Here is a 21296-nt window from a genome sequence, read left to right as displayed (position 1 = left end):
AATGTTCAGCCTGACCGTCCGACGCCACTTCATGATCGCCCACAGCCTTCCCCGCGAGGTCTTCGGACCCGCCCGGGCCCTGCACGGGGCAACCTTCGTGGCAGAGGTGACCTTCCGCCGTCGTACGCTCAACGACGACGCCATCGTCCTGGACATCGGCGCCGCGGGCGGGATCATCGAAGAGGTGCTCGCCGGTCTCAACTACCGCAACCTGGATGAGCACGCGGACTTCACCGGAAAACTGAGCACCACGGAGGCGCTGGCCCAGTACATCGCCGAGGCCGTGGCGGTGGAGCTGCGCGACGACAACGACGGCCGCGAGCTGTCCGGCGTGGACGTCACGCTGCGGGAAAATCCCGACGCCTGGGCGTCCTACGCCCTCGACCTGGCCCGCGGCTAGCTGCTCCCATGGAACCACGCCCGGCAGCTATCCGGCTGCTCGTTCCCGGTAACATCCGCCACAATTCCGGCGGCAACGTCTACAACGCGTCGCTGGCCGACGCCCTCACCCGGTTGGGCGTCCGGGTGGACGTGGAGCCGGTGGACGGCATCTGGCCGGTGGGCAGCAGTGAAGAACGACGGCGGCTGGCCAGCCTGCTGAAGCCCGGCACCGCCAGGCCGGACCAGGGGACCGTCACCATTGTCGACGGGCTCGTCGCCTCCGGCGCACCCGAGGCGCTGGAAACGGCCGCCGCCGAAGGGGAGCGGCCGTGGGTTCTGCTGCACATGCCGCTGCTGGACCATCCGGAACTGGAAATCCGCGCGCTCGGCGCGGCCGCCGGCGTGATCTGCACAAGCGGTTCCGCAGCGGCGGAGATCACCCAGCGCCACGGCCTGGCCCGTGTCCACGTGGCACTGCCCGGAACCGACCAGGCCGATCTGGCTGAGGGTCCGGAACCGCCGCACCTGATCTCCGTGGCCGCCCTGTTGCCGAACAAGGACCAGCTCATCCTGCTCGGCGCGCTGGCCCAGGTGACGGACCTGCCGTGGACGGCAGCGCTGATCGGTTCTGATGAGGCAGACCGCGACTACGCGCGCGACGTCCGGGCGGCACTGCGGGAGTACGGGCTGGAGGGCCGGGTGCGCCTCGCCGGCCAGCTGACAGGGCAGGCGCTGGAAGCGGAATGGCATGCGGCGAACCTGAGCCTGCTTGTTTCCAAGGTGGAGGCCTTCGGCATGGCGGTCACCGAGTCGCTGGCACACGGCGTCCCCGTGGTGGTCCGCACCGGCACCGGCGCCGTGGAGGCACTGAAGCTGGGTGCGCCGGCAGGTGACGAATCCCTGCTGCCGGGGGCCGCCGTCGTCCTTGACCGGGACCCCGCGCCGCTCGCAGCAACCCTGCGGGCCTGGCTCACCACCCCGGAGCTGCAGACGGAATGGCGCCAGGCGGCGCTCGCCGGCCGGGAACTGCTGCCCGGCTGGGACTCGACCGCACGGTGGGTGCTTGACATTGTCGGCGGGGGCACGCCGCGGGGCTGACCATTCCTCGGACCGGCCTGCTGGTGGACAATGAGCAAATGACCACCCGCGTCTCGCACCCTGACAGCGTCGGCACCGAGGGCTCCACCGCTGAACGCCTCACCCCTGAATTGCTGCGGGCGTGGGCCTGGCACAAACAGGGGCTGGACGGCGCGCTGGCCGGTTGCACCTCGGAAGAGGTGCTGGCCCGCGCGGGCTGGGCGCGTTCGGTGGGCGGCGGTAATCCCTACCTCACGCTCTTTGCGCGCGCCGGGATCCGACGGGACCAGGTGGACGAGGACGTGCGGGAGCTGAGGCTCCAGGAACTGCCAACTGCACGCGGTTGCACCTACGTTCTGGGCCAGGCGGACTTCGCGTGGGCCCTGACCCTGGGAAAGAACGCCGAAGAAGCCTTCAGGGTGCTGGCCCGGCTGGGGGTCGACCGGGGTGAGATCACCCTGCTCGAAGAGCAGATCCTGCACGTGCTCTCTGAGGCTGACGGCCCGATGGATCCCAAACAGCTCAAAGACGAGCTGGGCGAATCGGTCCGGAGTCTGGGCGAGGAGGGCAAGAAAAAAGGCGTAGCCACCACCCTGCCCACGGCCCTGGGGCTGTTGCAGGCCGCCGGCCGGATCCGCCGGGTTCCCGTCAACGGGCGCCTGGACCAGCAGCGCTACGCCTATACGCTCTGGGGGTTGCCGCCCAGCACGCTGGATCCGGAGGCCGCCAGATCGGAGCTGATCCGCCGCTACCTGGGCTGGACCGGCGGGGCCAGCCTCAGGCAGTCCCAGTGGTTCACCGGTTTCACCGTGGCCCAGAGCAAGGCCGCGCTGGCGGCAGTCGGCGCCGTGGAGGTGCCCACCGCTTCAGGCGAGGTGCTCTGGATGCTGCCCGACGACGTCGAACGCCTCACCGGATTCACGGCGCCGGACCGGGAACAGATCCAGCTGCTGGCAGGAACCGATTCGCTGGTCCTGCAGCGGCGGAATTCCGGTGACCTGTTCGCCGACGCGGACAAGGGCCTGAAGCTGCTGAACTCCACCCTGGCGTTCCAGGCCGATCTGCCCGACCACGCTATCCTCGACCGGGGACGGATCATCGGGCTGTGGCAGTACGATCCCCGCAAGGCCAGGATCGCCCACTGGGTCTTCGACGGCCCCACCGCTGCTGTTGAACGGCGCATCGGCGAGGTGGAGGCCTGGATCCGGGGGGACCTGGGTGATTTCCGGTCCTTCAGCCTAGACTCACCGGCCTCCCGGCAGGAGCGGATCGACGCCCTTGATGCAGCCAACGGTTAACCTGCCAACGGCTGATGCGGGAGTAAGCGCCCAGCGCTAAACGATCCTTCGGTGCGCGGCGAAGAATTCCCGCAGCATCGCGCCGCATTCCTCCTCCTGCACCCCCGCGTAGACCTCCACCCAGTGATTGAGCCGGCGCTCGCGGAGGATGTCGAACACGGACCCGGCAGCTCCGGCCTTTTCATCCCAAGCGCCGAAGACCACGCGGTGGATCCTTGCCAGCACGATCGCCCCCGCGCACATGGCGCACGGTTCCAGCGTCACTACGAGGGTGCAGTCCTCGAGCCGCCAGCCGTCACCGCTGCCGCCCTGGAGCGCGGCCCGTTCGCGGAGCTGGGCGGCTGCCTCCCTGATGGCCACGATTTCGGCGTGGGCGGTGGGGTCGCCAAGCGCCTCCCGTTCATTGCGCCCGGAACCCAGTACAGCGCCGTCGGGACCGATGACGACGGCGCCGATGGGCACGTCCTCCGTGGCCAGCGCCCGCCGGGCTTCTTCGAGGGCAAGGCCCATCCATTCGAGGTGTTGCGGATCTGAAGGGGGCATGGCTCAATGATAGTTTCGAAGGGTACTTAGCTTCGGACAGCACCTTGCCGGGAGAAATGATGAAGTCCCTGACCGATCGGTTTGGCCGCTGGCTTGGTCCTTACGCCGCCCTGTGGATCACCCTGATTGTAGGTGGCTTCCTGATCATCACGCTGGCGCTGCTCGGAGCGGAGGTGTACCAGAGTGTCGTGGCCAAGGACGGCGTTGCCGGACTCGACCAGCCGGCCTTGGAATTGGCCAAACAATACAGAAACCCCGGTGTGGATGCGGTTGTGACTGCCTTCACCAACATCGGCGGCGGCATTGGCATGCCCATTATGACGAGTATCCTCGTGGCCTGGCTGACCTATACGAGCCGCAGCTGGCGCCCGCTCATCCTCGTGGGCGGCGCCGCGGTGGTGTCCCTTACCGCCACGACGGTGGGAAAGACGTTAATGGGCCGGACCCGCCCGCAGCACACCGACGCCGTTCCCCCCTTCGAGTTTTCCCCTTCGTTCCCCAGCGGCCACACCCTCAACACCACAGTGGTGATCGGCGTGGTGGTGTACTTGATGTGTCTTCAGATGGCCAAGATCTGGATCCGTGCATCGGTCATCGCCTCGGGCGCACTCTTCATCATCGCCATGGGCCTGAGCAGGGTGTTCCTGGGACATCACTGGATGACGGATGTGATGGCAGCATGGCTGCTGGGGCTGGCATGGGTAGGCATCGTGATTCTTGCGCATCAGCTGTTCCACACCATCAGGCGCCGTGCGCACGCCGGGCCGGCCCCGACCTTCGAGCATCCGGCCCTCACACCAGGGAACGAGACGCCGGAAAATGGCCAGGGGAGCCACAAGGCAGGCAACGGAAGCGGCGGCGGAGAGCCAACCCCCGGGTGATAGTTTTGACGCATGCGCACACTCGTCGTGGACCATCCGCTGGTCGCCCACAAGCTCACCGTCCTGCGGGATAAGAACACCCCGTCGCCGGTGTTCCGCCAGCTCACCGAGGAACTGGTCACGCTCCTAGCCTATGAAGCCACCCGCGATGTCCGCACCCATGCCGTCACCATCGAAACCCCGATTTCCAGCACCGTCGGCACCGCCTTCACCAAGCCGACACCCCTGGTGGTGCCCATCCTCCGCGCAGGCCTGGGCATGCTTGAAGGGATGACCAAGCTTGTCCCCACGGCGGAGGTCGGTTTCCTCGGCATGGCCCGTGACGAAGAGACCCTCGACATCATCACCTACGCGGAGCGGCTGCCGGAGAACCTCACGGACCGCCAGATCTTCGTCCTGGACCCGATGCTCGCTACGGGTGGAACCCTGCGCGAGGCCATCAAGTTCCTCTTCAGGCGCGGAGCCTCTGACGTCACGTGCATCTGCCTGCTGGCCGCACCGGAGGGTCTCGCCAAGCTGGAAGAGGAACTCTCCGGCGCCAATGTCACGATTGTCCTGGCTTCGATCGACGAGAAACTGAACGAGAAGTCCTACATCGTGCCTGGTCTGGGTGACGCCGGCGACCGCCTCTACGGCATCGCCCACTAAGCCGTCTCAAGGTCAGGTCTTAAAGGGAGGCCAGGGGAGACCGCACCAAAGGGAAGACGCGAGCCGATCGGTTCAGTCCGCGTCGGCCCAAGCGGCGGCTGGAGCCCGGCCGGAAGCTGCGCATGTCTTCCGGATCCTTCAATCCCCGGTTAGCCTGTCCACCATGGACTGGAAACTTGAACTTGTCTTCGTGCCCGTGTCCGACGTTGATCGCGCCAAGGACTTCTACGTCAACAAGGTCGGCTTCAACGCCGACTACGACGAGCGTCCCATGGACGGTCTCCGCTTCGTCCAGCTGACCCCGCCCGGTTCCGGCTGCTCGATCGCCATCGGCGAAGGCCTCAATGATGCCCCACCAGGCACCGCCCCAAGCCTCCAGCTTGTTGTCAGTGACATCCACAAAGCCCACGATCAGTTGAAGGCCAACGGCGTGGACGTCAGCGATGTCGATGTCCAGGCCTGGGGCCATTTTGTGTACTTCGCCGACCCCGACGGCAACAAGTGGGCCGTGCAGTACATCCCCGGGCGGGACGCTGCACCGGAGGCAGGCGGGCAGTAAGGCAAAATGGGGGCATGACTTCCAGCACGAGACCTGCTCCGGCGCGGACCCTGACGGCCCGCGCAGTCCTCTTCGACATGGACGGTACCCTGGTCGATTCCACTGCGGTGGTGGAACAGGTGTGGGGCGAGTTCGCTGCGCGCTACGGCCTGGATATCGTCGAGATCCTGCGGACGTCCCACGGCGTCCAGGCAGGGGACACGGTGCGGCGTTTTGCCCCCGAGGGCGCGGACGTCGTAGCACTCACTGCCGAACTGGGCGCCATGGAACGTGTCCGGACTGAGGGTATCGTCGCATTGCCCGGGGCTGCAGAACTGTTGCTTGCCCTGCCCGCTGACGCCGTGGCACTGGTGACGTCCGCCGACCGGATCCTCGCAGACGTCCGGATGGGGGCCGCGGGCCTGGCCATGCCCGCCACTGCCGTCACGGCTGAACTCGTCACGCGGGGCAAACCGCATCCGGAGGGATACCTGCGTGCCGCTGAACTGTTGGGCGTCGAACCCGGTGACGCAGTGGTCTTCGAGGATGCTCCGGCGGGCATCGCGGCCGGTCTGGCTGCAGGAATCCGCACGGTGGCGGTTGGCCCGAACACCGGCGTGGTCCCTGACGGCGTGCCGCACATCCCGGACTACTCCGAGGTCTCAGCATCGGTGGACGTCGATGCGGACGGCCGCCGGACCATTTCCTTCCTGCTCTAGCGCGGCTGCGGCGGCTCGGCAGGGCTGGCGCACCCAGGGCTGGCGCACTCCGAGGCTTACCCACCCCGCACGCTTTTCTGCACCACTTTCCTGCCCGCAGCTTGGTGCAGGGACGCCGAAGGGCCCCGGATCACGTGGATCCGGGGCCCTTCGGAACATTCAAAGTGGTGCAGAAAAGCGTGCCCCCAATGACTGGTGTGGCGGTCTAGTACCAGTTGTTGGCGTAGTGGAAGTTCAGCGCCTGGCAGGGGGAGCCGTAGCGTTCCTTGATGTAGTCGAGGCCCCAGTTGATCTGGGTGCGGTAGTTCGTGCGATAGTCGGCCCCGGCGGTTGCCATCTTTTCGGCAGGCAGGGACTGGACGATTCCGTAGGCGCCGCTGCTTGCGTTGGTGGCCGTGGTACGCCACTCGGACTCTTTGGTCCAGAGCTTCTTCAGGCACTGCATCTGGCCTGCCCAGCCGTAGGACGACAGCTTGCGGGCTGCGTAGGCCTGCGCACCGGCGGGATCGTTAACAGCGACGGCGGCGGCAGGCTTGGGAGCCGGAGCGGCAGCCTTGGCGTGGGCAACCTTCGCAGCTGGAGCCGCCTTGGCTGGAGCAGCAGCCTTGACGGGCGCCTTGGCGGCGGTTGCCTTGGGTGCAGCCTTAGCAGCTGCTGCAGGCTTGGCCGCGGGCTTCTCGGCCGGCTTGGCGACCGACTGGGGAGCAACTGCGGACGGTGTCGGCGCAGGCAGGGCGGAGACCAGCGACTTATCGAAGTTGAGCGTCGGCGCGGCTTCAGATGTTGCCGATGCAGCCTCAGGTGCGGCCTGCTCAGCAGCCTGGCCCGCTGCTCCGACGCCGATCACGACGGCGCAGGCGGTGGCTACAAGGGCTGTGCGGCGGCCGAATGACGGGATGCTCGCCTTAAGCTGAGCCCAGGCTGAGGTGGGTTTGGCAGGTTCGGCTCGGTGGCGGGAAATCTTCTGCCCGGACTGCTTCGGATCGCGATCAGGGCGTGGTTGTACCTTGAATTCAGACATAGTGGATTGCCTCTCAACACCTGCGGAGTTAGCTGTCGGGTTCGGATGAGGTCATCCGGCCGCACGGAACTTCACGTGTCGGCTTCACCCCAAGGGCTGATGCGTGCCCGGGACTCTGGTTCCCCCGCCTCTGCCTAATCCAGCGGAATCCGGGAAGCGGCAGAGCTGGGCGTCCATCCGGATATGCGGTCCTAGTGGCGTCCGCACCCTATCGACCGTACAGGAGGCTAGCGCTAAAGTCACATTTGGGTAACGGAGATCACGACGACGGCGCGCCGCCTTGCGCAGGAAGTCGTACCGTGAATACGGTCCGGCCAGGCTGGGACGAGACCTCCACGGTGCCGCCGTGTGCTTCGATGATCGACTGCACAATCGAGAGCCCCAGGCCGCTGGTTCCCTGCATGGAAATGTGGTCCGCTGAGTCGGCCGACCCTTCTCCGGACACGGCAGGCAACGGGGCCGCACGCGCCGCGTCTGCGCGGGCGAAGCGGGCGAAAACCCTGTCCACGAACTCCGGGGGAATGCCCGCGCCGTCGTCCGTTACCGTGACCACTGCACTGCCGTCGCCGGACTTCCTGACCCCGGTGACCACCGTGGTGCCAGGTCCCGTGTGCTTGCGCGCGTTGGAGAGCAGGTTGACCAGAACCTGGTGGAGCTGTGAGGCATCGCCATGGACCACTACCGGCTCGTCGGGAACGTCCAAATGCCAGGTGCGGTCCGGCGCCATGACCTTTTCATCGCTCACGGTCTCGACCACCAACTGGGTGAGGTCCACGTCGCTGAGCTTGAGTGGCTGGCCCTCGTCGAGCCGGGCGAGCAGCAGGAGGTCTTCCACGAGGGTGGTCATCCGCTCGGACTGGCTCTGGACACGGGCCAGGAACCGCTGGCCGTCGGGCGTGAACTTTTCGCTCATGCGCATCAGCTCGGTGTAGCCGCGGATGGCCGTGAGCGGCGTGCGGAGCTCGTGTGAAGCGTCTGCCACAAACTGTCGCACCTTCATTTCGCTCTCCTGCCGCGCCTCCAGCGCGTTGGACACGTTGTCGAGCATGAGGTTGAGGGCGTAGCCCACACTGCCCACTTCCGTTCCCGGGCGGGCGTTCGACGGCGGGACGCGGACTGCGAGTGCCACCTCGCCGGCGTCAAGCGGCAGACGGGAAACTTGCGTGGCCACTTCGGAGAGCTGCTCCAGGGGTTTCATCGTGCGGCGGATGATCACCGTGCCGGCGAGACCGATCAGCACGAGGCCGCCGAGCGACACGATGGTGATGGTCCACACGAGCGAGGTCAGGGTGTTCTGTTTTTCGGCGAGGGGGAGGCCCGAGACGATGACGTCGCCGTAAGGGGTCTGGTCTGCCACCAGCCGGTAGTCGCCGTTGGACAGGGTCCGGTCGGTCGGGATTCCATCGCGGGGCAGTCCGAGGAGGATTTCCGCGTCCTCGATGGAGAGTGAGGCCCTGGTGGCATCTGTGGTGAGGAAGCCTGCACTACTGACATCTCCGTTCTCGATCCTGGCAAACAGGGTACCCACTCGCTGGCCCCGTGCTTCCAGGGGATCGGGCCGGCGGGTCGGGTTGCCCGGCGGGGGTCTGCCGAATTCGCTGGAGCGGTGGGACGCATCGCTGAGCTGCTTGTCCAGCTGCCGTGTCAGGAACGAGTCCATGGATGCATAACTGAAAACGCCCACCGCGGCACAGATCGCCACGAGCAGGGCCATGGCCACGAGGACGAGGCGGGTGCGGAGGTGCCAGGTGCCGGGCTTCAGCCAGCTGCCGCTGTGGTCGCGGGTGGCTCCGGACAGCCGTGCCACGGCCTAGTCTGCCGGCTTGATGACGTAACCTGCGCCGCGAACTGTGTGGATCATGGGTGGGTGGACGGCGTCCACCTTCTTGCGGAGGTAGGAAATGTACAGTTCAACGATGTTGGCTTGGCCGCCGAAATCGTAGTTCCAGACGCGGTCCAGGATCTGGGCCTTACTCACCACCCGCTTGGGGTTCTCCATGAGGTAGCGCAGCAGCTCGAACTGGGTGGCCGTCAGCTGGAGTTGGTCTCCGGCCCGGGTGACTTCGCGGGTGTCGAGGTTCAGGACGAGGTCTCCCACGACGAGTTCCGCAGAATCCATCGCCGCGACGCCGGAGCGCTGCACCAGACGGTGGAGGCGGAGCAGGACTTCCTCCATGCTGAAGGGCTTGGTCACATAGTCGTCCCCACCCGCGGCGAGGCCCACAATACGGTCCTGCACTGCGTCCTTGGCGGTCAGGAACAGTGCGGGCACCTCGGGTGCGAAGGTACGGATTCTGCCCAACAGCTCAACGCCGTCGAACCCGGGAAGCATCACGTCCAGCACGAGGACGTCAGGACGGAAGTCCTTGGCGAGCTTGACCGCCGCAGGGCCGTCTGCCGCCACAGCCACGGACCAGCCTGCCATCCGCAGTCCCATGCTCATGAGTTCGGCCAGACTCGGTTCATCATCAACCACAAGGGCGCGGATAGGGGATCCATCCGGGTGGGTGAGCTGGGGAAGGTTGTTGGTCATCGAGTGCGAAGCGGACATGGGACAACTCTCCGTTCTGCTGATGAGCCAGCGCTTTGGAGTTCCTGTGCGCCCGCTGTGAATCCCAGACTAACGAGCTGGGCGCCCTCGTTTGGGCTTGACCACGAGGATCGAGAGTGCTTCGGCAAAAATTCCCGGCCCCGGGCGCGTCATAGCTGGACAACCGCCGATTCGGCGGAATGGGATTCCGGGCTATCGCATCTGACTGAACTTTTGGTGAATATATGGAGATTTTATGCAGATCATTCGGCGAAAACGCGTTTCTGAACGTTCGTTCTGTAAAAAGGTGATCAAAATTTAAGGTCTTCAGAATTGTGATTTGAACCACAATGGCGCGCTTTGTCTCACGATGCGGACCAATTGGCCCATTGTTACTTGCAAGTTCTCATTGTTACGTTGCACACTCTCATTGTGAACAAGAACTCAACAGCACCTGCAGCCGCAGATTATTGGCCCAGCACACCCGCTGCTGTCGACATGCGCTGTTGTCGAATGCACGCCTAACTTTTCCACCCCACGAAGTTTTTAGGCATTCGCCCCCCAGCCCAGCGTCGGGCGCCCTCCCCAGAACTCATTGCGGGGAACCAGCATTCGAGCCGCGATGACGGCCATTCACATTGAGGTAAGCATTCATGTCAGTTGCATCTGGATACGTCCACATCTCCGTCCGTAACGCCAACAAGCCCGGCCAGGCGTCAGGCCTCCGCCAGGGATTTGGTGCCCGTCCGGCGTTTCCGCCGGCCGGCCAGGGAAACAACTTTCCCGCCCCGGGCTATGCGCCCCAGGGCTACAACCCCAATTCCTACGGCCAGCTGCGTGCAGTTGCGCCCGAGGAAGCCGCGCCGATGACCGCTCCCACACCGCTCCTGGCCCCGGCCGCCGGTGCCGCTGTCCGGCCGGTGCCGAACGACAACGTGGCCCGCGGTTTTGTCCTCTACATGGGGATCGACGAGGAGACTGCCGCTGCTGCGGGCACCTCCATTGCCAAGCTTGCCCAGGAGATCCGGGCGTACGCCCAGTCGCTCGTTTCCGGCGCCGAGAGCTACGCTGCCGTCGCTGTGGCGCCGGCCAGCGCGCCGGGTTCCGCGCTCGACGTCGTGCGTTCCACCTTCGGTGATCCCACGGTGAACAACCGGCAGCGCACCGAGACCACGCGCCTCCAGCCGGCCCAGGATCCCCGTCCCTCGGGTGTCCTCATCGACCTCGCGCGCCGTGAGGTCCACCTCGACGGCGAGTCCCTGAACCTGACCTTCAAGGAATTCGAGCTCCTCAACTACCTCGTGGAGAACGGCACCCGCACCGTGGGCCGCGACGAACTTCTTGAGGGGCTGTGGCGCAACGCCGAAGAAGTTCCGAACGAGCGCACCATCGACGTGCACATCCGCCGCCTCCGCTCCAAGCTGGGCCGCCTCGCCAACACCGTGCGCACTGTCCGCGGCCAGGGCTACCGTTTTTACGAGCACCCCGAAGTTGTCGTCTGGGCCGCTCCGGAATACTCGATCTAGCTTTCAACGCACGAAAGCGCCCGTTCCTGTGGGACGGGCGCTTTCGCGTTTCCTGGGCCCTGTTGACTTTTCCTCCTCCGGCGTAGGCTCGGATCGTTTGATCCGACTACGAGGAGGAACCATGTCCGTCGCACGCATCACCACCTTGAGCGCCAACTCCAAAACCTCTTTTGATGACGCGATCAAGGAGGGCATTTCGCGCGCCAATAAGACGCTGCGAAATGTTTCCGGCGCCTGGGTCAAGGAGCAGAAAGTCGAAATCAGCGGCGGCAACGTGGTGGCGTGGCACGTCGTGCTGGAAGTGACCTTCATCCTGGAGGACTGATCCGGACCCTGCCCGACCGACTCGCCAGCCGGGTAGTAGGGTGAATCCATGAGCGGGCATCACAAAAAGCGGCTGGTCATCATGCGCCACGCCAAGGCTGACTGGCCTGGCGGTGTGGCGGACCACGACCGGCCGTTGGAAGAGCGCGGCCACCGTGAAGCGCCGTTAGCGGGCAAATGGCTGCTCAAGCACAACATCGTTCCCGATTTCATCCTGTGCTCGAGTGCGCTGCGGACCCGCCAGACCTGCACGTGGGTGTGTAGCGAGCTCGGCGATAAAGCGCCCACGCCCAAGCTGGAGGACGGGCTCTACGCCGCCTCCGCGCTCCGGATGCTCTCGGTGATCAATCAGGTGCCCGACACTGTCACCACGCTGATGGTGATCTCCCATATGCCCGGCGTGCAGGACCTGGCCATGCACCTGGCATCACGTGATTCGAAGCATGATGCCTACATGGACGCGGCTACGCGCTTTCCCACCAGCGGCCTGACTGTCCTCGAGACGGATAAATCCTGGGGGGAGCTGGACGGGCAGGACGCGCGGATCACGCACTTCAAGGTTCCCCGCGCCCACTAGCTGAAGGGGTTATTCCCGCGGTCGGCTTCCGCGCGGGCCTCGGACAACTGCGGGCACGCGAGTACTCTTGAACCTAGCGTCGTCTAGTGGGGAAGGGCCCGCCATGCTTGAATCTCGTTTGATGCCGTGGCGGACGTTCGCCCGGCGGTTCGCCGCCGTCGTCGTAGTCCTTGCCCTGTTCCTGGCCGGCGCACCAGCGGTCCAGGCTGCACCAGCCGGCGAGCAACTGTCGACGAACGTGGTGACAACGCCGAGCCACCCCTGGGTCCTCGTGAACAAATCCCGGCCGCTGAACCCACTGCAGTTCGTCCCGTCGGACCTGGTGCAATGGAACGGCACCAGCCACATGTTGCGGCGTTCCGTCTCCGGCGCCATCAACCAGCTCTTCTCCGGGGCGCGGGCCGCTGGGCATGCACTCGAGGTGGTCAGCGGATACAGGTCCTATGCCACCCAGAGCTCGCTGTACAACTATTACGTGCAGACATACGGCCAGGCATATGCGGACCAGATCTCTGCACGGCCGGGGTACAGCGAACATCAGACCGGCCTCGCTGTGGATGTCGGGAATGTGGGCGGCGGCTGCGGGCTCACGGCGTGCTTCGGCGACACGCCAGGCGGACGCTGGGTTGCTGCCAACGCCCACCGGTACGGCTTTATCATCCGGTATCCCCAGGGCTACACACACATCACCGGCTACACCTATGAACCCTGGCACCTGCGTTATGTCGGGGTTCAGTTGGCCGTCGACATGAAGAGCCGCGCCATTCCAACGATGGAGCAGTTCTTCTCACTCCGGCCCTCCATCAGGAGCAGTGCTGATGTGCTTGCCGCCGACTCCAGCGGGGCCCTCTGGAACTATCCCGCAAACAGGAGCGGGGGCTACGGTTCGCGCGTGAAGATCGGTGCCGGCTGGACGGGACTGAAATCCGGCTTCGTGGCTGACTGGAATTCCGACGGAATCAACGACATCGTGGCGCAGTGGAACACCGGCAGGCTGACGGTGTATCGGGGCAAAGGCTCAGGCGGATTCCTCAGCCCCATCGTCGTCGGATCGAATGGCTGGCAGTCCATGAACATCACCGTGGGCAAGTGGCACAATGGCCACCGCTACCCTGGCGTGGTGGGAACCGCTGCCGACGGCAGCATGCTTTATTACCCGAACCCTGGCGGTGGCGTCCTGGGCACTGCCCAGCGCATCGGATCCGGCTTCCAGGGCATGAAGCTGACCATGGCGGATTTCGACAATGACCGCCGGCAGGACCTGCTGGTCACCAAGTCAACAGGCGAACTCCTGTTGTTCAGGTCGGACGGTGCGGCGAGGTTCGTGACGGAGGCGCGGCAAAAGGTCGGCAACGGGTGGAATACGGTCGCCCAGTCGCACGCATCGTTCGGATTCCAAGGTGCGGGGACGCGCGGGCTCACGGCGAAAACCACGGACGGACGCCTTTTCTACTACAGCCTCGGGACCAACCAGTTCACCGGAAGCCGCCAGGTGGGCGACGGATGGGGACCGCTCAGCGTCTTCCGCTGACCCGCATCAGCCAGTCCGCCATCACCGGCCAGTCCGCCATCAGGATAAGTTGGAGAGGGCTCCCGTCCTCATATCAGCGGCGGTTCCGGCCGGCAGAGGGGCGTGGAGCCGCTGTGCGCCGGGGTGATGCTGTGCGCTGGGCGGGCTGGCGTGCTGCTGGCTGACGTTGCGACGACGATGAGCGGTTGGGCGAAGCGGCTGTCGGCCGGCGTTTCCGGACCTGAGTGCGCGACCGGCTGGGTGTGCGGCACCGCGACGGCCACACCGCCGCGGCAAACAGCACCAGCAGCGCCAGCGACGCCGAGGCCGCGGCCAGGTAGAAGTAGATGTCCGAATCCTTGCTGGTTACGGCCGCACCAAGGGCGGCGGGATCCTGGTTGAATGCGAGTCCCCACATGCGGAGAAATGCTATGGCACACCCGATGAACAGGCTTGTCCCCACGGCACCGGCCAGCAGGGCCAGGTAGCGCCGGCGGGCAAAGGCTTCCGCCAGCGAGGCCACGTATCCCACTGCCACGAGTCCGAGGAATGTGAAAAGTACGGCTTCCTCAAGGGTGATCGCGGTCAGAGCCAGCATGCCGAGGGCAGCCAAAAACGCTCCGATGGCTATCTTTCCGCCGTTACCCATGTGACTCATGGGACTAATCATCGCTGAGGATCATGCTGCTTCAGGACAGCCGCGCACGGGTGCCCCAACAGTCAGCGCGAACGGACACCTGATGCCCCCGGATCCGTGGCCGTCAGAGGCCGTACTTCTCCAGGAGCCTCAGCCACACTTCGCTGATGGTGGGGTAGGAGGGGACTGCGTGCCAGAGCCTGTCCAGCGGGACTTCACCGACGACGGCGATCGTCGCCGCGTGCAGCAGTTCGGCGACGTCGGGCCCGGCAAAGGTGGCGCCGAGCAGGACCCTGCGGTCCTCGTCGATCACGAGCTGCGCCCAGCCCTCGTAGTTTTCGGCATGCAGGGAGGAACCCGCCACGGCGATGGGAAGCTCCACAGACGTAACGTTGTAGCCGTCTTTCCTCGCCTGTTCCACTGACCGGCCGACATTGGCCACTTCCGGGTCGGTGAACACCACGTTGGGAATGGCGTGCTCGTCGGCGGTCTGCGCGTAGCGGCTCCACGGCTTGGGTGCGCCCTCCAGCTCGCCCTTCGCCCGGGCGGCGATCGCAGCGCCGGTGGCCCGGGCCTCATACTTGCCCTGATGGGTGAACAGGGCCTTGCCAGCCGCGTCCCCTATGGCGTACAGCCAGGGGCCGACATCGCTTCCGGCAGCGGAGCCGACCAAGCCGGTCGAGTCGGTGCTGAGCCTCAGGGGTTTGCCGTCGGAGGCGGCGAGCCCCACGCTTTCCAGGCCAAGTCCCTCCAGAGCTGGACGGCGGCCGGTAGACACCAGCAGCCTGTCAGCCGAAACGGTGTTGCCGTCGTCGAGCGTCAGGGTGAGGGAACCGTCGTCGTTCTGGCGGACGCTTTCGGTCTTCGTGTTGAGGTGGAGCGTCACGCCGTCAGCGCGGAGGCCGGCTGCGACCAGCCGGGCGGCCTCGTCGGGGAAATTTCCGAGCAGGCCGCTGCGGGCCACGAGCGTGACCGCCGAGCCCAGTCGCGAAAATGCCTGGGCGAGTTCGGCGCCGGCGACGCCGCCGCCCAGGACGGCGAGGCGCTCCGGCACTTCCTTGGCAGAGGTTGCCTCACGCGTGCCCCAGTACTGGATCTCGGAGAGTCCCTCAACGGGCGGTCTGTTCGGCGTTGAGCCATTGGCCAGGACGACGGCGTGACGCGCCGTGAGTGTGTAGGAGTTGCCGTCGAGGCCGGCTACTTCCACGATCCGCGGGGCAATGAGCCGGCCCTTGCCGCGCATCAGCTCGATCCCGGCACCGTCCACCCATTCCACCTGGCTGTCGTCCTGCCAGTGCGAGGTGAAGGAATCGCGCCGCTTGAGGACGGCGGCGGCGTCGAGGGTGCGGGTGACCGCTTCGGTGGCGCCGGGGACTGTTTGTGCGCCGTGGAGGGCAGTGCCGGGCCGAAGCAGGGCTTTTGATGGCATGCAGGCCCAGTAGGAGCATTCACCGCCCACCAGTGCGGCTTCCACCAGGATCGCGGTGAGGCCGCCTTGCACCACCCGGTCCGCGACGTTTTCGCCGGCAGCGCCGGCTCCGATCACAACGACATCGACTTCCCGCTCAACAGCATCTGGCGTCATGGCAACAGCCTACGCCCGGGCCGCATGGCTTTTCCGAGCGGACAAGGCGGCGTGGCATCGTGTTGGGACGTCCGTAATATGCCCCACGCGGGTTCGGAGGACATGGGACATCCGATACGGTGTGGAAAGTAGCCTCGCTAAAGGAGATCCAATGTCGCCAGCCAACACGGTTCCGCCGGCGCGGTTCAGTGCCCAGGCCCGCCTCCGCGCTCTTCAGTCGGACATTATGGAACTCATTCTGGACCGTGAGCTCGAACCCGGAGATGCCCTGCCTACCGAGAACGAGCTCTGCGTTGCCCTCGGAGTCGGCCGGAACACGCTGCGGGAATCGCTCAAGGTGTTGCAGGCCCTCGGGGTTATTGAGATCCGCCACGGCTTCGGCATGTTTGTCGCGCCCACCAACTTCGAAGCGCTCGCGGACGGACTGATCTTCCGCGGGAGGCTGTCGCTGCGGCACCACGGGCTGGAGGCACTCCAGCTCGTGGATGTGCGCCAGGCCCTGGAAGCCGGACTCATCGGGAGTTCGATGGACGTCATGACGGACGATCAGCTGGCCGCCCTGGAGGACTCGGTGATCCGGATGGAGGAGCTGGCGGAGTCCGGCGAGACATTTGTGGAGGCTGATTCCGATTTCCATAGCAGGCTTTTCGAGCCCCTGAACAATGAGCTGCTGCTCAATCTGCTGGGCGTCTTCTGGAAGGTGTACCGCAAGATCCACACGGAGATCGGGCCGGGCACCGAAAATCTGGCCGGAGTGGCCGCACTGCACCGCAATATCTATAAGGCCGTCGCCGCGGGCGACAAAGTAAAGGCGGCAGAGGAGCTGACCCGTCACTTCGACGGTATCCGCCGCCGCATTACGGAGGCAGTGGGGGAGTAGGGGGCGGTGCCCCTGTCGGCCAGCCCGGCGCGCTGCCCGCATGGCCAGATAGTGCTTTCCTGGCCCCGCCGCCAGACGGCTGTTCACTTCCATGCCGCCTGGTCTTCCCGTCCCCGTAGCCTGCGGCAGCTACCTTGGCGGTCACCACTGAAGGAAACCAACCCTGATGGAGCCTGCACGTCGGAGACATCACGGCCGGTTCAACGCAGTGCACGGATGAGTACTTTGCCGCGATTAAGGGCCAGTTTGACCGTTTCGAAGCGCCGCTCGTCTACACTCCGGGCGACAACGAATGGGTGGACTGCCACCGCACCAACAACGGCGCGTACAACCCGCTCGAGCGGCTCGACGCCCTCCGCGAGCTGTTCTTCGCCGAGCCGGGAAAAACCCTGGGCAGCAACATGCCGGTCAAGTCCGCAATGGACCAGGGATTGCCTGAGAACGTCACCTTCAACGAGCAGCGGATCGCCTTCTCCGTGGTGAACGTAGGGATCCAACAACTCCCTGCTGCCGTGGTCCGGCCTCGGCCAGACGGAGCCAACGCCGGAGCAGCTCGCTGAGGTTGAGTCGAGGACGTCGGCAGACGTCGCCCGGTTGCAGCAGACTTTCGCCGACGCTGCGAAGACCAACGCGCGGGCCGTCGTCGTCATGACCCAGGCGGATATGTTCGATCCGTCCATGCTCACGCAGGGCGTCGAGCAGAACCCTGAACTCGTGAGCGGATTCCGGCCGATTGTGGACGCCATCGCAGAAGGCTCAAGGCAGTTCGGCGGCCCGGTTTACCTCATCAATGGCGACAGCCATATGTTCAACGACGACTCGCCGCTGGAAGAAGGTTCTCCCTGGTTGGATGTCTATGGTCAGGAAAAGGTGGAGAACCTGGAGCGCGTAACAGTGGAGGGTGCAGCGACCAGCACTGAGTGGCTCCGCGTTACTGTTGCCCCCAACGCAGCCAGTGGCAGCGATGTGCTGAACTGGGAGCGCGTGCCCTACAGCGGCTCCTGAACAACCGTCGGGGTCGTTCCGCCGGCCCGCTTCAGCATCGTGGCGCCAGCAAGATGATGGCAGGTCCTTCCGTGCCCACACCGTGCATCCATGCGGCCTCGGCCCCGGTCGCCTAGGGAACTGGAGCGCCCGCCGGCACGGCGGTAATGTTTGCCCATGTCTTCCAATCCTCTTCGACACGCCATGTCCCGCATGGGTGGGCGCGACCCCCACGAGAAGCACCGCACTGCCACGCCGCTGGAGCTGTTTTTCGACCTGACGTTTGTGATCGCTTTCGGCGTGGCGGGGAGCCAGTTCGCCCACCAGATCGCCGAGGCCCACTTCGGTGCCGGGCTGCTGGCCTTTTCATTCGCGATGTTCTCGGTGATCTGGGCCTGGATCAACTTCAGCTGGTTTGCCAGCGCCTATGACACCGACGACTGGATCTTCCGCGTCGTCACGATGGTTCAGCTCCTGGGCGTGCTGATCCTCGCCATGGGCATCGAGCCCATGTTCCATTCGATCTCAGAAGGCCGCCACGTGGACAACGCCGTGATGGTGGGCGGTTATGTGATCATGCGGCTGGCCCTGGTGTTTCAGTGGCTGCGGGCGGCGAGGCAGGATCCCGACCGGCGGCTGGCCTGCCTGACCTACGCCCGGTTGCTCGTGCTGGCGCAGTTGGGCTGGATCGTGGTCCTGATCGTGCAGGCCGATGTCCTGGCCACGTTCCTCATGGCCGCGCCTTTGTTTCTCCTGGAAATGGCCGCGCCATACCTCGCCGAACGGCGGGCGAAGACCCCGTGGCACGCACACCACATTGCCGAACGCTACGGCTTGTTGGCGATCATCGCTTTGGGCGAATGCCTGATCGGCGCCATCGAGACACTGCGGGCCATCGTGGCCAACCATGGCTGGAGCGTGGACGCAGCCCTTGTGGGCCTCGGCGGCACGGGGCTCGCCTTCGCCATGTGGTGGATCTACTTCATCCTCCCGACTGGTCCGTCACTGCATCTCCAGCGGCACCGCTCCTTCGGCTTCGGTTACGGCCACATGCCCATCTTCGCCGCCATCGCCGCCGCCGGTGCAGGACTTCACGTCGTGGCGTACTACGTCGACCACGAAGCCCACATCAGCGCGGCCGTGGCCGTGGCCAGCATCGCCGTTCCGGTAGCCGTGTTCAAAGTCTCCCTGACCGCGCTCTTCACCTACATGCTTGGGGTGGACCGGGCGATCTTGGCCGGAACTGCTGGCGTTGTGGTGCTCCTCGCGGGCAGTGTTGGGCTCGCCGCCGTCGGGGTGTCTGTGCCCGTCTGCCTCCTGGTGGTCGTCCTGGCCCTGGCGATCTCGATCGTTGTTGATGAGCGTCGTGGGGTTGCCCGCAGCGAAGCCGCGCTTAGCAGGCTCCAGGCCAGGGCCGCCCAAGGCCGGGTGTAGCCTTGGGACCCGGCGGGCCGTGATGTCTTGCGGTCAGCCGACAGGGAACGAGGCCTGATCGGACTCAACTGCGTTTTTTGAATCCTTCATTCGCGCCAGTTCAGAAAGCCCTTGCGCCCTTCGGCCGGGGCGAGCACCACGTCACGTCCGTACTTCTTCAGTGATTCCCCACCGAAGAAGGCGTCCGGCGTGATGCGAACTGCCTTCGTCACCTTGCCGTCCTTGAGGAAGATAAACAAAGCCGGAGACGCCGTGTACCGCTTCTCCTTGCTGACGGGGTCACCGAAGGCTGCCTCGATGTCCGACGCCGGGGTCCCCTCGGTAACGAATCCAGCCTGGTCCCAATCGAAATCGGTGGCGTCGGCGAGCCTGAGTTCCGCACCGTGAGTGGCCGCGTCCAGGACGCGGCCGTCCAGCGTGTTGTTTCCTTCGGGCATGGCGTTTCCTCCAATTGAGCACCCGGCAAGGGCGCAGGCAAAGACAAGGCAAAGCAGGGTCAGCAGGTACGGGCGGACAGCCTCCCGCGGCAAAGTGTGCATCATGACGTGGTCCTGGACTCGTCGTTGAACTCCGGGTCCTGCCCTGGGGCCGGCGGAGCATCACCGGCATCGCCAGTCTTCTCCGCAGGAACCTGGTCCGAAGGGTGCGGAAGCAAGTCCTGGCCAACCACTACGGTGTCCCCGTTTTTCACGGCCGCCTCAATCAGGTCGGCCAGTTCCTCTTCACTGGCGTCGGGGTTGGCAACCGCAATGTTCCTGCCCACCTCGTTGTTGTACAGATCCATAGCCTCGCGGGGGCCAGGGTTTCCCGGGAGCTGTTCATGGGCAGTGGCATAATCCTCGGCCCACTCGGCACCGTACTCCTTGACCATGAGCGCATTCCAGTAAGCATGCCGGAAGGCATCGTTCTGGTCGTCATTCCGATCCGCGCTTTCGAAACGGGCATCCGCTTGCTCGAATGCGTCGTCATGGATGTCCTTGAAGGCATCCATTTCCAGTGGTCCCAGGCCGTTGAGCAGTTCCGCTTCCTTCTCAGTGACAGTTCGCTGATCGACGACCAGTCGCAGCGGGTCCCAGTCAGAGGGCCACTCCGTGGTTTCCGCGTCGCTCACCTGGTACTGCTCCAGAATTTCCTCCGGGGTCGGTCTGTCTGGCCGGGCAGGATCGGCATCCCTGGCGCCAGCGGTCTGGATTCCGATTCCCGCGGTCGTGGTATCGGGCGACCCATCAGTGGAGGTGAAAGACTGCTCGGCGGCATTCTGGAGGACCTTCTTGGCAGCCTCCTCGAGGTCCTGGGAAGCATCTACGAGCAGGGGACGGAGCCGCCCTTGCCACTCGGCAGCGAATTTTTTGGCATCTTGGCCCTGCCAGGAGGACTGGGACCGGCCGATCAGCGAATCCAGTTCTCGCGCTTTTCCCGAGAGTTGAGCCGCGCCCGCGCTCAGCGATTTAGAGAGCTGCTTGAGTTGTTGGACGTCAGCGCCATAGAAAGCCATTCTTCCCCCTAGAGATGTTCCCCACCATCGTGCTCTACAGCCGGGGCGCGATGCAATGGGTCCTCTCCTATCCCGATCTTCGACGGTCTCCTGCTCGCCGTTGGGTCTGAATCCATTGCGTCGATAGAAAGCCCATCGTTCGTCTGTGCAGAGGCGGCACACGAGGAAGGGAAAGCACCGAGGGCCGCATTCTGGCCCGTACAGCGGTTACTATATGCAAAGTTGAAAGGGGGATGGGACGGTGGAACCGATAGCGGTTGAAGGCGGTAAGTGCACAGTCGAACTCCGTGGCGACGGTGTCATCCACCTTGTCTGGAAGCCCAATGTCCGTATCGAAGCCGCCGACGCCCATGCCGCCATGGCGGCGGTTAATGAGGTTGGCAAGGGCTCGGAGTATCCGATGCTGGTGGACATGGCGAAAACGGAGTCCGTGCACCGTGATGCCCGCGCTGTCTTCTCCATCCCGTGTGCAGCATCGAGGATAGCCTTGCTGGGTTCCAGCCCTGTTGACCGGGTGCTCGCCAACTTTTTCCTCGGTGTGCACATTCCGCCGTGTCCGACCCGGTTCTTCACCTCCAGGAGCGAGGCCATGAGTTGGCTGATCCGAGAGCCCACGCCTCGACTTTGACGGTCCCGTTCTTTCCTTTCCCACGACTGGGCGGAAGCAGAGAAAAGGGCCTCGGACAATGGTCCCAACTGTCGAGTCCG

The 21296-nt window shown here is 65.0% G+C and carries 24 protein-coding genes and 1 riboswitch; of the genes, 16 read left to right on the top strand and 8 right to left on the bottom strand.

Going from position 1 to position 21296, the window contains the following annotated elements; all coding sequences use genetic code 11:
• The first annotated feature begins 1 nt into the window (after position 1).
• Genes J7E80_RS07220 through J7E80_RS07210 form a run of 3 tightly spaced genes read left to right on the top strand, consistent with a single transcriptional unit; the run spans position 2 to position 2756 of the window.
• The gene (locus J7E80_RS07220) at positions 2-400 is read left to right on the top strand and encodes a 6-carboxytetrahydropterin synthase (RefSeq protein ID WP_215050801.1); all 399 of its coding nucleotides are present in this window, start codon (positions 2-4) and stop codon (positions 398-400) included.
• Between the two features lie 8 nt (positions 401-408).
• Complete coding sequence (locus tag J7E80_RS07215) at positions 409-1479, top strand: glycosyltransferase family 4 protein (RefSeq protein ID WP_215050800.1); 1071 nt, start codon at positions 409-411, stop codon at positions 1477-1479.
• A gap of 38 nt (positions 1480-1517) precedes the next feature.
• A complete protein-coding gene (locus tag J7E80_RS07210) occupies positions 1518-2756 on the top strand; it encodes a DNA glycosylase AlkZ-like family protein (protein ID WP_215050799.1) in 1239 nt (412 codons plus the stop codon).
• Positions 2757-2792: 36 nt separating this feature from the next.
• Here J7E80_RS07210 and J7E80_RS07205 read toward each other — a convergent pair whose 3' ends face one another.
• On the bottom strand, positions 2793-3299 hold the full coding sequence (locus J7E80_RS07205; protein ID WP_215050798.1) for a nucleoside deaminase: 507 nt from the start codon (positions 3297-3299) through the stop codon (positions 2793-2795).
• Positions 3300-3355: 56 nt separating this feature from the next.
• Between J7E80_RS07205 and J7E80_RS07200 the strand changes: the two genes are divergently transcribed.
• From J7E80_RS07200 to J7E80_RS07185, 4 genes are all read left to right on the top strand, one after another.
• On the top strand, positions 3356-4180 hold the full coding sequence (locus J7E80_RS07200; RefSeq protein ID WP_396020729.1) for a phosphatase PAP2 family protein: 825 nt from the start codon (positions 3356-3358) through the stop codon (positions 4178-4180).
• Between the two features lie 12 nt (positions 4181-4192).
• A complete protein-coding gene (gene upp / locus J7E80_RS07195; protein WP_215050797.1) occupies positions 4193-4828 on the top strand; it encodes a uracil phosphoribosyltransferase in 636 nt (211 codons plus the stop codon).
• A 163-nt stretch (positions 4829-4991) separates the two neighbouring features.
• Entirely contained in the window at positions 4992-5387 is a 396-nt protein-coding gene (locus J7E80_RS07190) for a VOC family protein (RefSeq protein WP_215050796.1), read from the top strand.
• A gap of 14 nt (positions 5388-5401) precedes the next feature.
• Positions 5402-6085 carry an HAD-IA family hydrolase gene (locus tag J7E80_RS07185; RefSeq protein WP_215050795.1) on the top strand — a complete coding sequence of 228 codons (684 nt, stop codon included), beginning with the start codon at positions 5402-5404 and terminating at the stop codon, positions 6083-6085.
• Between the two features lie 205 nt (positions 6086-6290).
• Here the strand turns inward: J7E80_RS07185 and J7E80_RS07180 are convergent, their stop codons facing one another.
• The 3 genes from J7E80_RS07180 to J7E80_RS07170 form a co-directional block, all read right to left on the bottom strand.
• Positions 6291-7106, bottom strand: a complete 816-nt coding sequence (locus J7E80_RS07180; protein WP_215050794.1) for a hypothetical protein — start codon at positions 7104-7106, stop codon at positions 6291-6293.
• A gap of 5 nt (positions 7107-7111) precedes the next feature.
• Positions 7112-7261, bottom strand: a riboswitch (cyclic di-AMP (ydaO/yuaA leader).
• A gap of 104 nt (positions 7262-7365) precedes the next feature.
• Positions 7366-8913, bottom strand: a complete 1548-nt coding sequence (locus J7E80_RS07175; protein WP_311380775.1) for a HAMP domain-containing sensor histidine kinase — start codon at positions 8911-8913, stop codon at positions 7366-7368.
• A 3-nt stretch (positions 8914-8916) separates the two neighbouring features.
• A complete protein-coding gene (locus J7E80_RS07170; protein ID WP_215050793.1) occupies positions 8917-9657 on the bottom strand; it encodes a response regulator transcription factor in 741 nt (246 codons plus the stop codon).
• 632 nt (positions 9658-10289) lie between these two features.
• Here J7E80_RS07170 and J7E80_RS07165 point away from each other — a divergent pair.
• The 4 genes from J7E80_RS07165 (at position 10290) to J7E80_RS07150 (ending at position 13594) form a co-directional block, all read left to right on the top strand.
• Positions 10290-11162: a winged helix-turn-helix domain-containing protein gene (locus tag J7E80_RS07165; protein WP_215050792.1), complete on the top strand. Its 873-nt coding sequence runs from the start codon at positions 10290-10292 to the stop codon at positions 11160-11162.
• A 121-nt stretch (positions 11163-11283) separates the two neighbouring features.
• Positions 11284-11487, top strand: coding sequence for a dodecin family protein (locus tag J7E80_RS07160; RefSeq protein WP_215050791.1), 204 nt, complete (start codon positions 11284-11286; stop codon positions 11485-11487).
• A gap of 48 nt (positions 11488-11535) precedes the next feature.
• Positions 11536-12063, top strand: a complete 528-nt coding sequence (locus J7E80_RS07155) for a histidine phosphatase family protein (RefSeq protein ID WP_215050790.1) — start codon at positions 11536-11538, stop codon at positions 12061-12063.
• A 103-nt stretch (positions 12064-12166) separates the two neighbouring features.
• Entirely contained in the window at positions 12167-13594 is a 1428-nt protein-coding gene (locus J7E80_RS07150) for a D-alanyl-D-alanine carboxypeptidase family protein (protein WP_215050789.1), read from the top strand.
• Between the two features lie 73 nt (positions 13595-13667).
• Here J7E80_RS07150 and J7E80_RS07145 read toward each other — a convergent pair whose 3' ends face one another.
• Positions 13668-14231 (bottom strand): hypothetical protein, encoded by a 564-nt coding sequence (locus J7E80_RS07145; protein ID WP_251036591.1) that lies wholly within the window; start codon positions 14229-14231, stop codon positions 13668-13670.
• Positions 14232-14334: 103 nt separating this feature from the next.
• The gene (locus J7E80_RS07140) at positions 14335-15795 is read right to left on the bottom strand and encodes an NAD(P)/FAD-dependent oxidoreductase (protein WP_215050787.1); all 1461 of its coding nucleotides are present in this window, start codon (positions 15793-15795) and stop codon (positions 14335-14337) included.
• 151 nt (positions 15796-15946) lie between these two features.
• Here J7E80_RS07140 and J7E80_RS07135 point away from each other — a divergent pair, with 151 nt between their 5' ends.
• The 4 genes from J7E80_RS07135 (at position 15947) to J7E80_RS07120 (ending at position 19093) form a co-directional block, all read left to right on the top strand.
• Positions 15947-16675, top strand: coding sequence for a FadR/GntR family transcriptional regulator (locus J7E80_RS07135; protein WP_215050786.1), 729 nt, complete (start codon positions 15947-15949; stop codon positions 16673-16675).
• 296 nt (positions 16676-16971) lie between these two features.
• Positions 16972-17235: a hypothetical protein gene (locus J7E80_RS07130; protein WP_215050785.1), complete on the top strand. Its 264-nt coding sequence runs from the start codon at positions 16972-16974 to the stop codon at positions 17233-17235.
• A gap of 34 nt (positions 17236-17269) precedes the next feature.
• A complete protein-coding gene (locus J7E80_RS07125; protein WP_215050784.1) occupies positions 17270-17680 on the top strand; it encodes a hypothetical protein in 411 nt (136 codons plus the stop codon).
• A 156-nt stretch (positions 17681-17836) separates the two neighbouring features.
• Positions 17837-19093 (top strand): low temperature requirement protein A, encoded by a 1257-nt coding sequence (locus tag J7E80_RS07120; RefSeq protein WP_215050783.1) that lies wholly within the window; start codon positions 17837-17839, stop codon positions 19091-19093.
• 86 nt (positions 19094-19179) lie between these two features.
• On the opposite strand, the gene J7E80_RS07115 is transcribed toward J7E80_RS07120, so the two are convergent.
• Both J7E80_RS07115 and J7E80_RS07110 read right to left on the bottom strand, forming a co-directional pair.
• Complete coding sequence (locus tag J7E80_RS07115; protein WP_215050782.1) at positions 19180-19635, bottom strand: hypothetical protein; 456 nt, start codon at positions 19633-19635, stop codon at positions 19180-19182.
• Positions 19632-20588, bottom strand: coding sequence for a WXG100 family type VII secretion target (locus tag J7E80_RS07110; protein WP_215050781.1), 957 nt, complete (start codon positions 20586-20588; stop codon positions 19632-19634). Before J7E80_RS07110 ends, J7E80_RS07115 begins: the two co-directional genes overlap by 4 nt.
• Positions 20589-20829: 241 nt before the next feature.
• On the opposite strand from J7E80_RS07110, the gene J7E80_RS07105 reads away from it, so the two are divergent.
• Positions 20830-21216, top strand: coding sequence for an STAS/SEC14 domain-containing protein (locus J7E80_RS07105; RefSeq protein ID WP_215050780.1), 387 nt, complete (start codon positions 20830-20832; stop codon positions 21214-21216).
• Positions 21217-21296: the final 80 nt, after the last annotated feature.

Origin of the sequence: Arthrobacter sp. ISL-28 (assembly GCF_018613875.1) — a bacterium.
GTDB lineage: Bacteria > Actinomycetota > Actinomycetes > Actinomycetales > Micrococcaceae > Arthrobacter.
The sequence above is the reverse complement of the archived record's forward strand: the minus strand, read 5'-3'. Positions and strand labels throughout refer to the sequence as shown.

Excerpts from the sequence above, each read along its gene's own strand:
- J7E80_RS07220 (WP_215050801.1), top strand. The coding sequence starts at position 2 with ATGTTCAGCCTGACCGTCCGACGCCACTTCATGATCGCCCACAGCCTT.
- J7E80_RS07215 (WP_215050800.1), top strand. The coding sequence starts at position 409 with ATGGAACCACGCCCGGCAGCTATCCGGCTGCTCGTTCCCGGTAACATC.
- J7E80_RS07210 (WP_215050799.1), top strand. The coding sequence starts at position 1,518 with ATGACCACCCGCGTCTCGCACCCTGACAGCGTCGGCACCGAGGGCTCC.
- J7E80_RS07205 (WP_215050798.1), bottom strand. The coding sequence starts at position 3,299 with ATGCCCCCTTCAGATCCGCAACACCTCGAATGGATGGGCCTTGCCCTC.
- J7E80_RS07200 (WP_396020729.1), top strand. The coding sequence starts at position 3,356 with ATGATGAAGTCCCTGACCGATCGGTTTGGCCGCTGGCTTGGTCCTTAC.
- upp (WP_215050797.1), top strand. The coding sequence starts at position 4,193 with ATGCGCACACTCGTCGTGGACCATCCGCTGGTCGCCCACAAGCTCACC.
- J7E80_RS07190 (WP_215050796.1), top strand. The coding sequence starts at position 4,992 with ATGGACTGGAAACTTGAACTTGTCTTCGTGCCCGTGTCCGACGTTGAT.
- J7E80_RS07185 (WP_215050795.1), top strand. The coding sequence starts at position 5,402 with ATGACTTCCAGCACGAGACCTGCTCCGGCGCGGACCCTGACGGCCCGC.
- J7E80_RS07180 (WP_215050794.1), bottom strand. The coding sequence starts at position 7,106 with ATGTCTGAATTCAAGGTACAACCACGCCCTGATCGCGATCCGAAGCAG.
- J7E80_RS07170 (WP_215050793.1), bottom strand. The coding sequence starts at position 9,657 with ATGTCCGCTTCGCACTCGATGACCAACAACCTTCCCCAGCTCACCCAC.
- J7E80_RS07165 (WP_215050792.1), top strand. The coding sequence starts at position 10,290 with ATGTCAGTTGCATCTGGATACGTCCACATCTCCGTCCGTAACGCCAAC.
- J7E80_RS07160 (WP_215050791.1), top strand. The coding sequence starts at position 11,284 with ATGTCCGTCGCACGCATCACCACCTTGAGCGCCAACTCCAAAACCTCT.
- J7E80_RS07155 (WP_215050790.1), top strand. The coding sequence starts at position 11,536 with ATGAGCGGGCATCACAAAAAGCGGCTGGTCATCATGCGCCACGCCAAG.
- J7E80_RS07150 (WP_215050789.1), top strand. The coding sequence starts at position 12,167 with ATGCTTGAATCTCGTTTGATGCCGTGGCGGACGTTCGCCCGGCGGTTC.
- J7E80_RS07145 (WP_251036591.1), bottom strand. The coding sequence starts at position 14,231 with ATGAGTCACATGGGTAACGGCGGAAAGATAGCCATCGGAGCGTTTTTG.
- J7E80_RS07140 (WP_215050787.1), bottom strand. The coding sequence starts at position 15,795 with ATGACGCCAGATGCTGTTGAGCGGGAAGTCGATGTCGTTGTGATCGGA.
- J7E80_RS07135 (WP_215050786.1), top strand. The coding sequence starts at position 15,947 with ATGTCGCCAGCCAACACGGTTCCGCCGGCGCGGTTCAGTGCCCAGGCC.
- J7E80_RS07120 (WP_215050783.1), top strand. The coding sequence starts at position 17,837 with ATGTCTTCCAATCCTCTTCGACACGCCATGTCCCGCATGGGTGGGCGC.
- J7E80_RS07115 (WP_215050782.1), bottom strand. The coding sequence starts at position 19,635 with ATGATGCACACTTTGCCGCGGGAGGCTGTCCGCCCGTACCTGCTGACC.
- J7E80_RS07110 (WP_215050781.1), bottom strand. The coding sequence starts at position 20,588 with ATGGCTTTCTATGGCGCTGACGTCCAACAACTCAAGCAGCTCTCTAAA.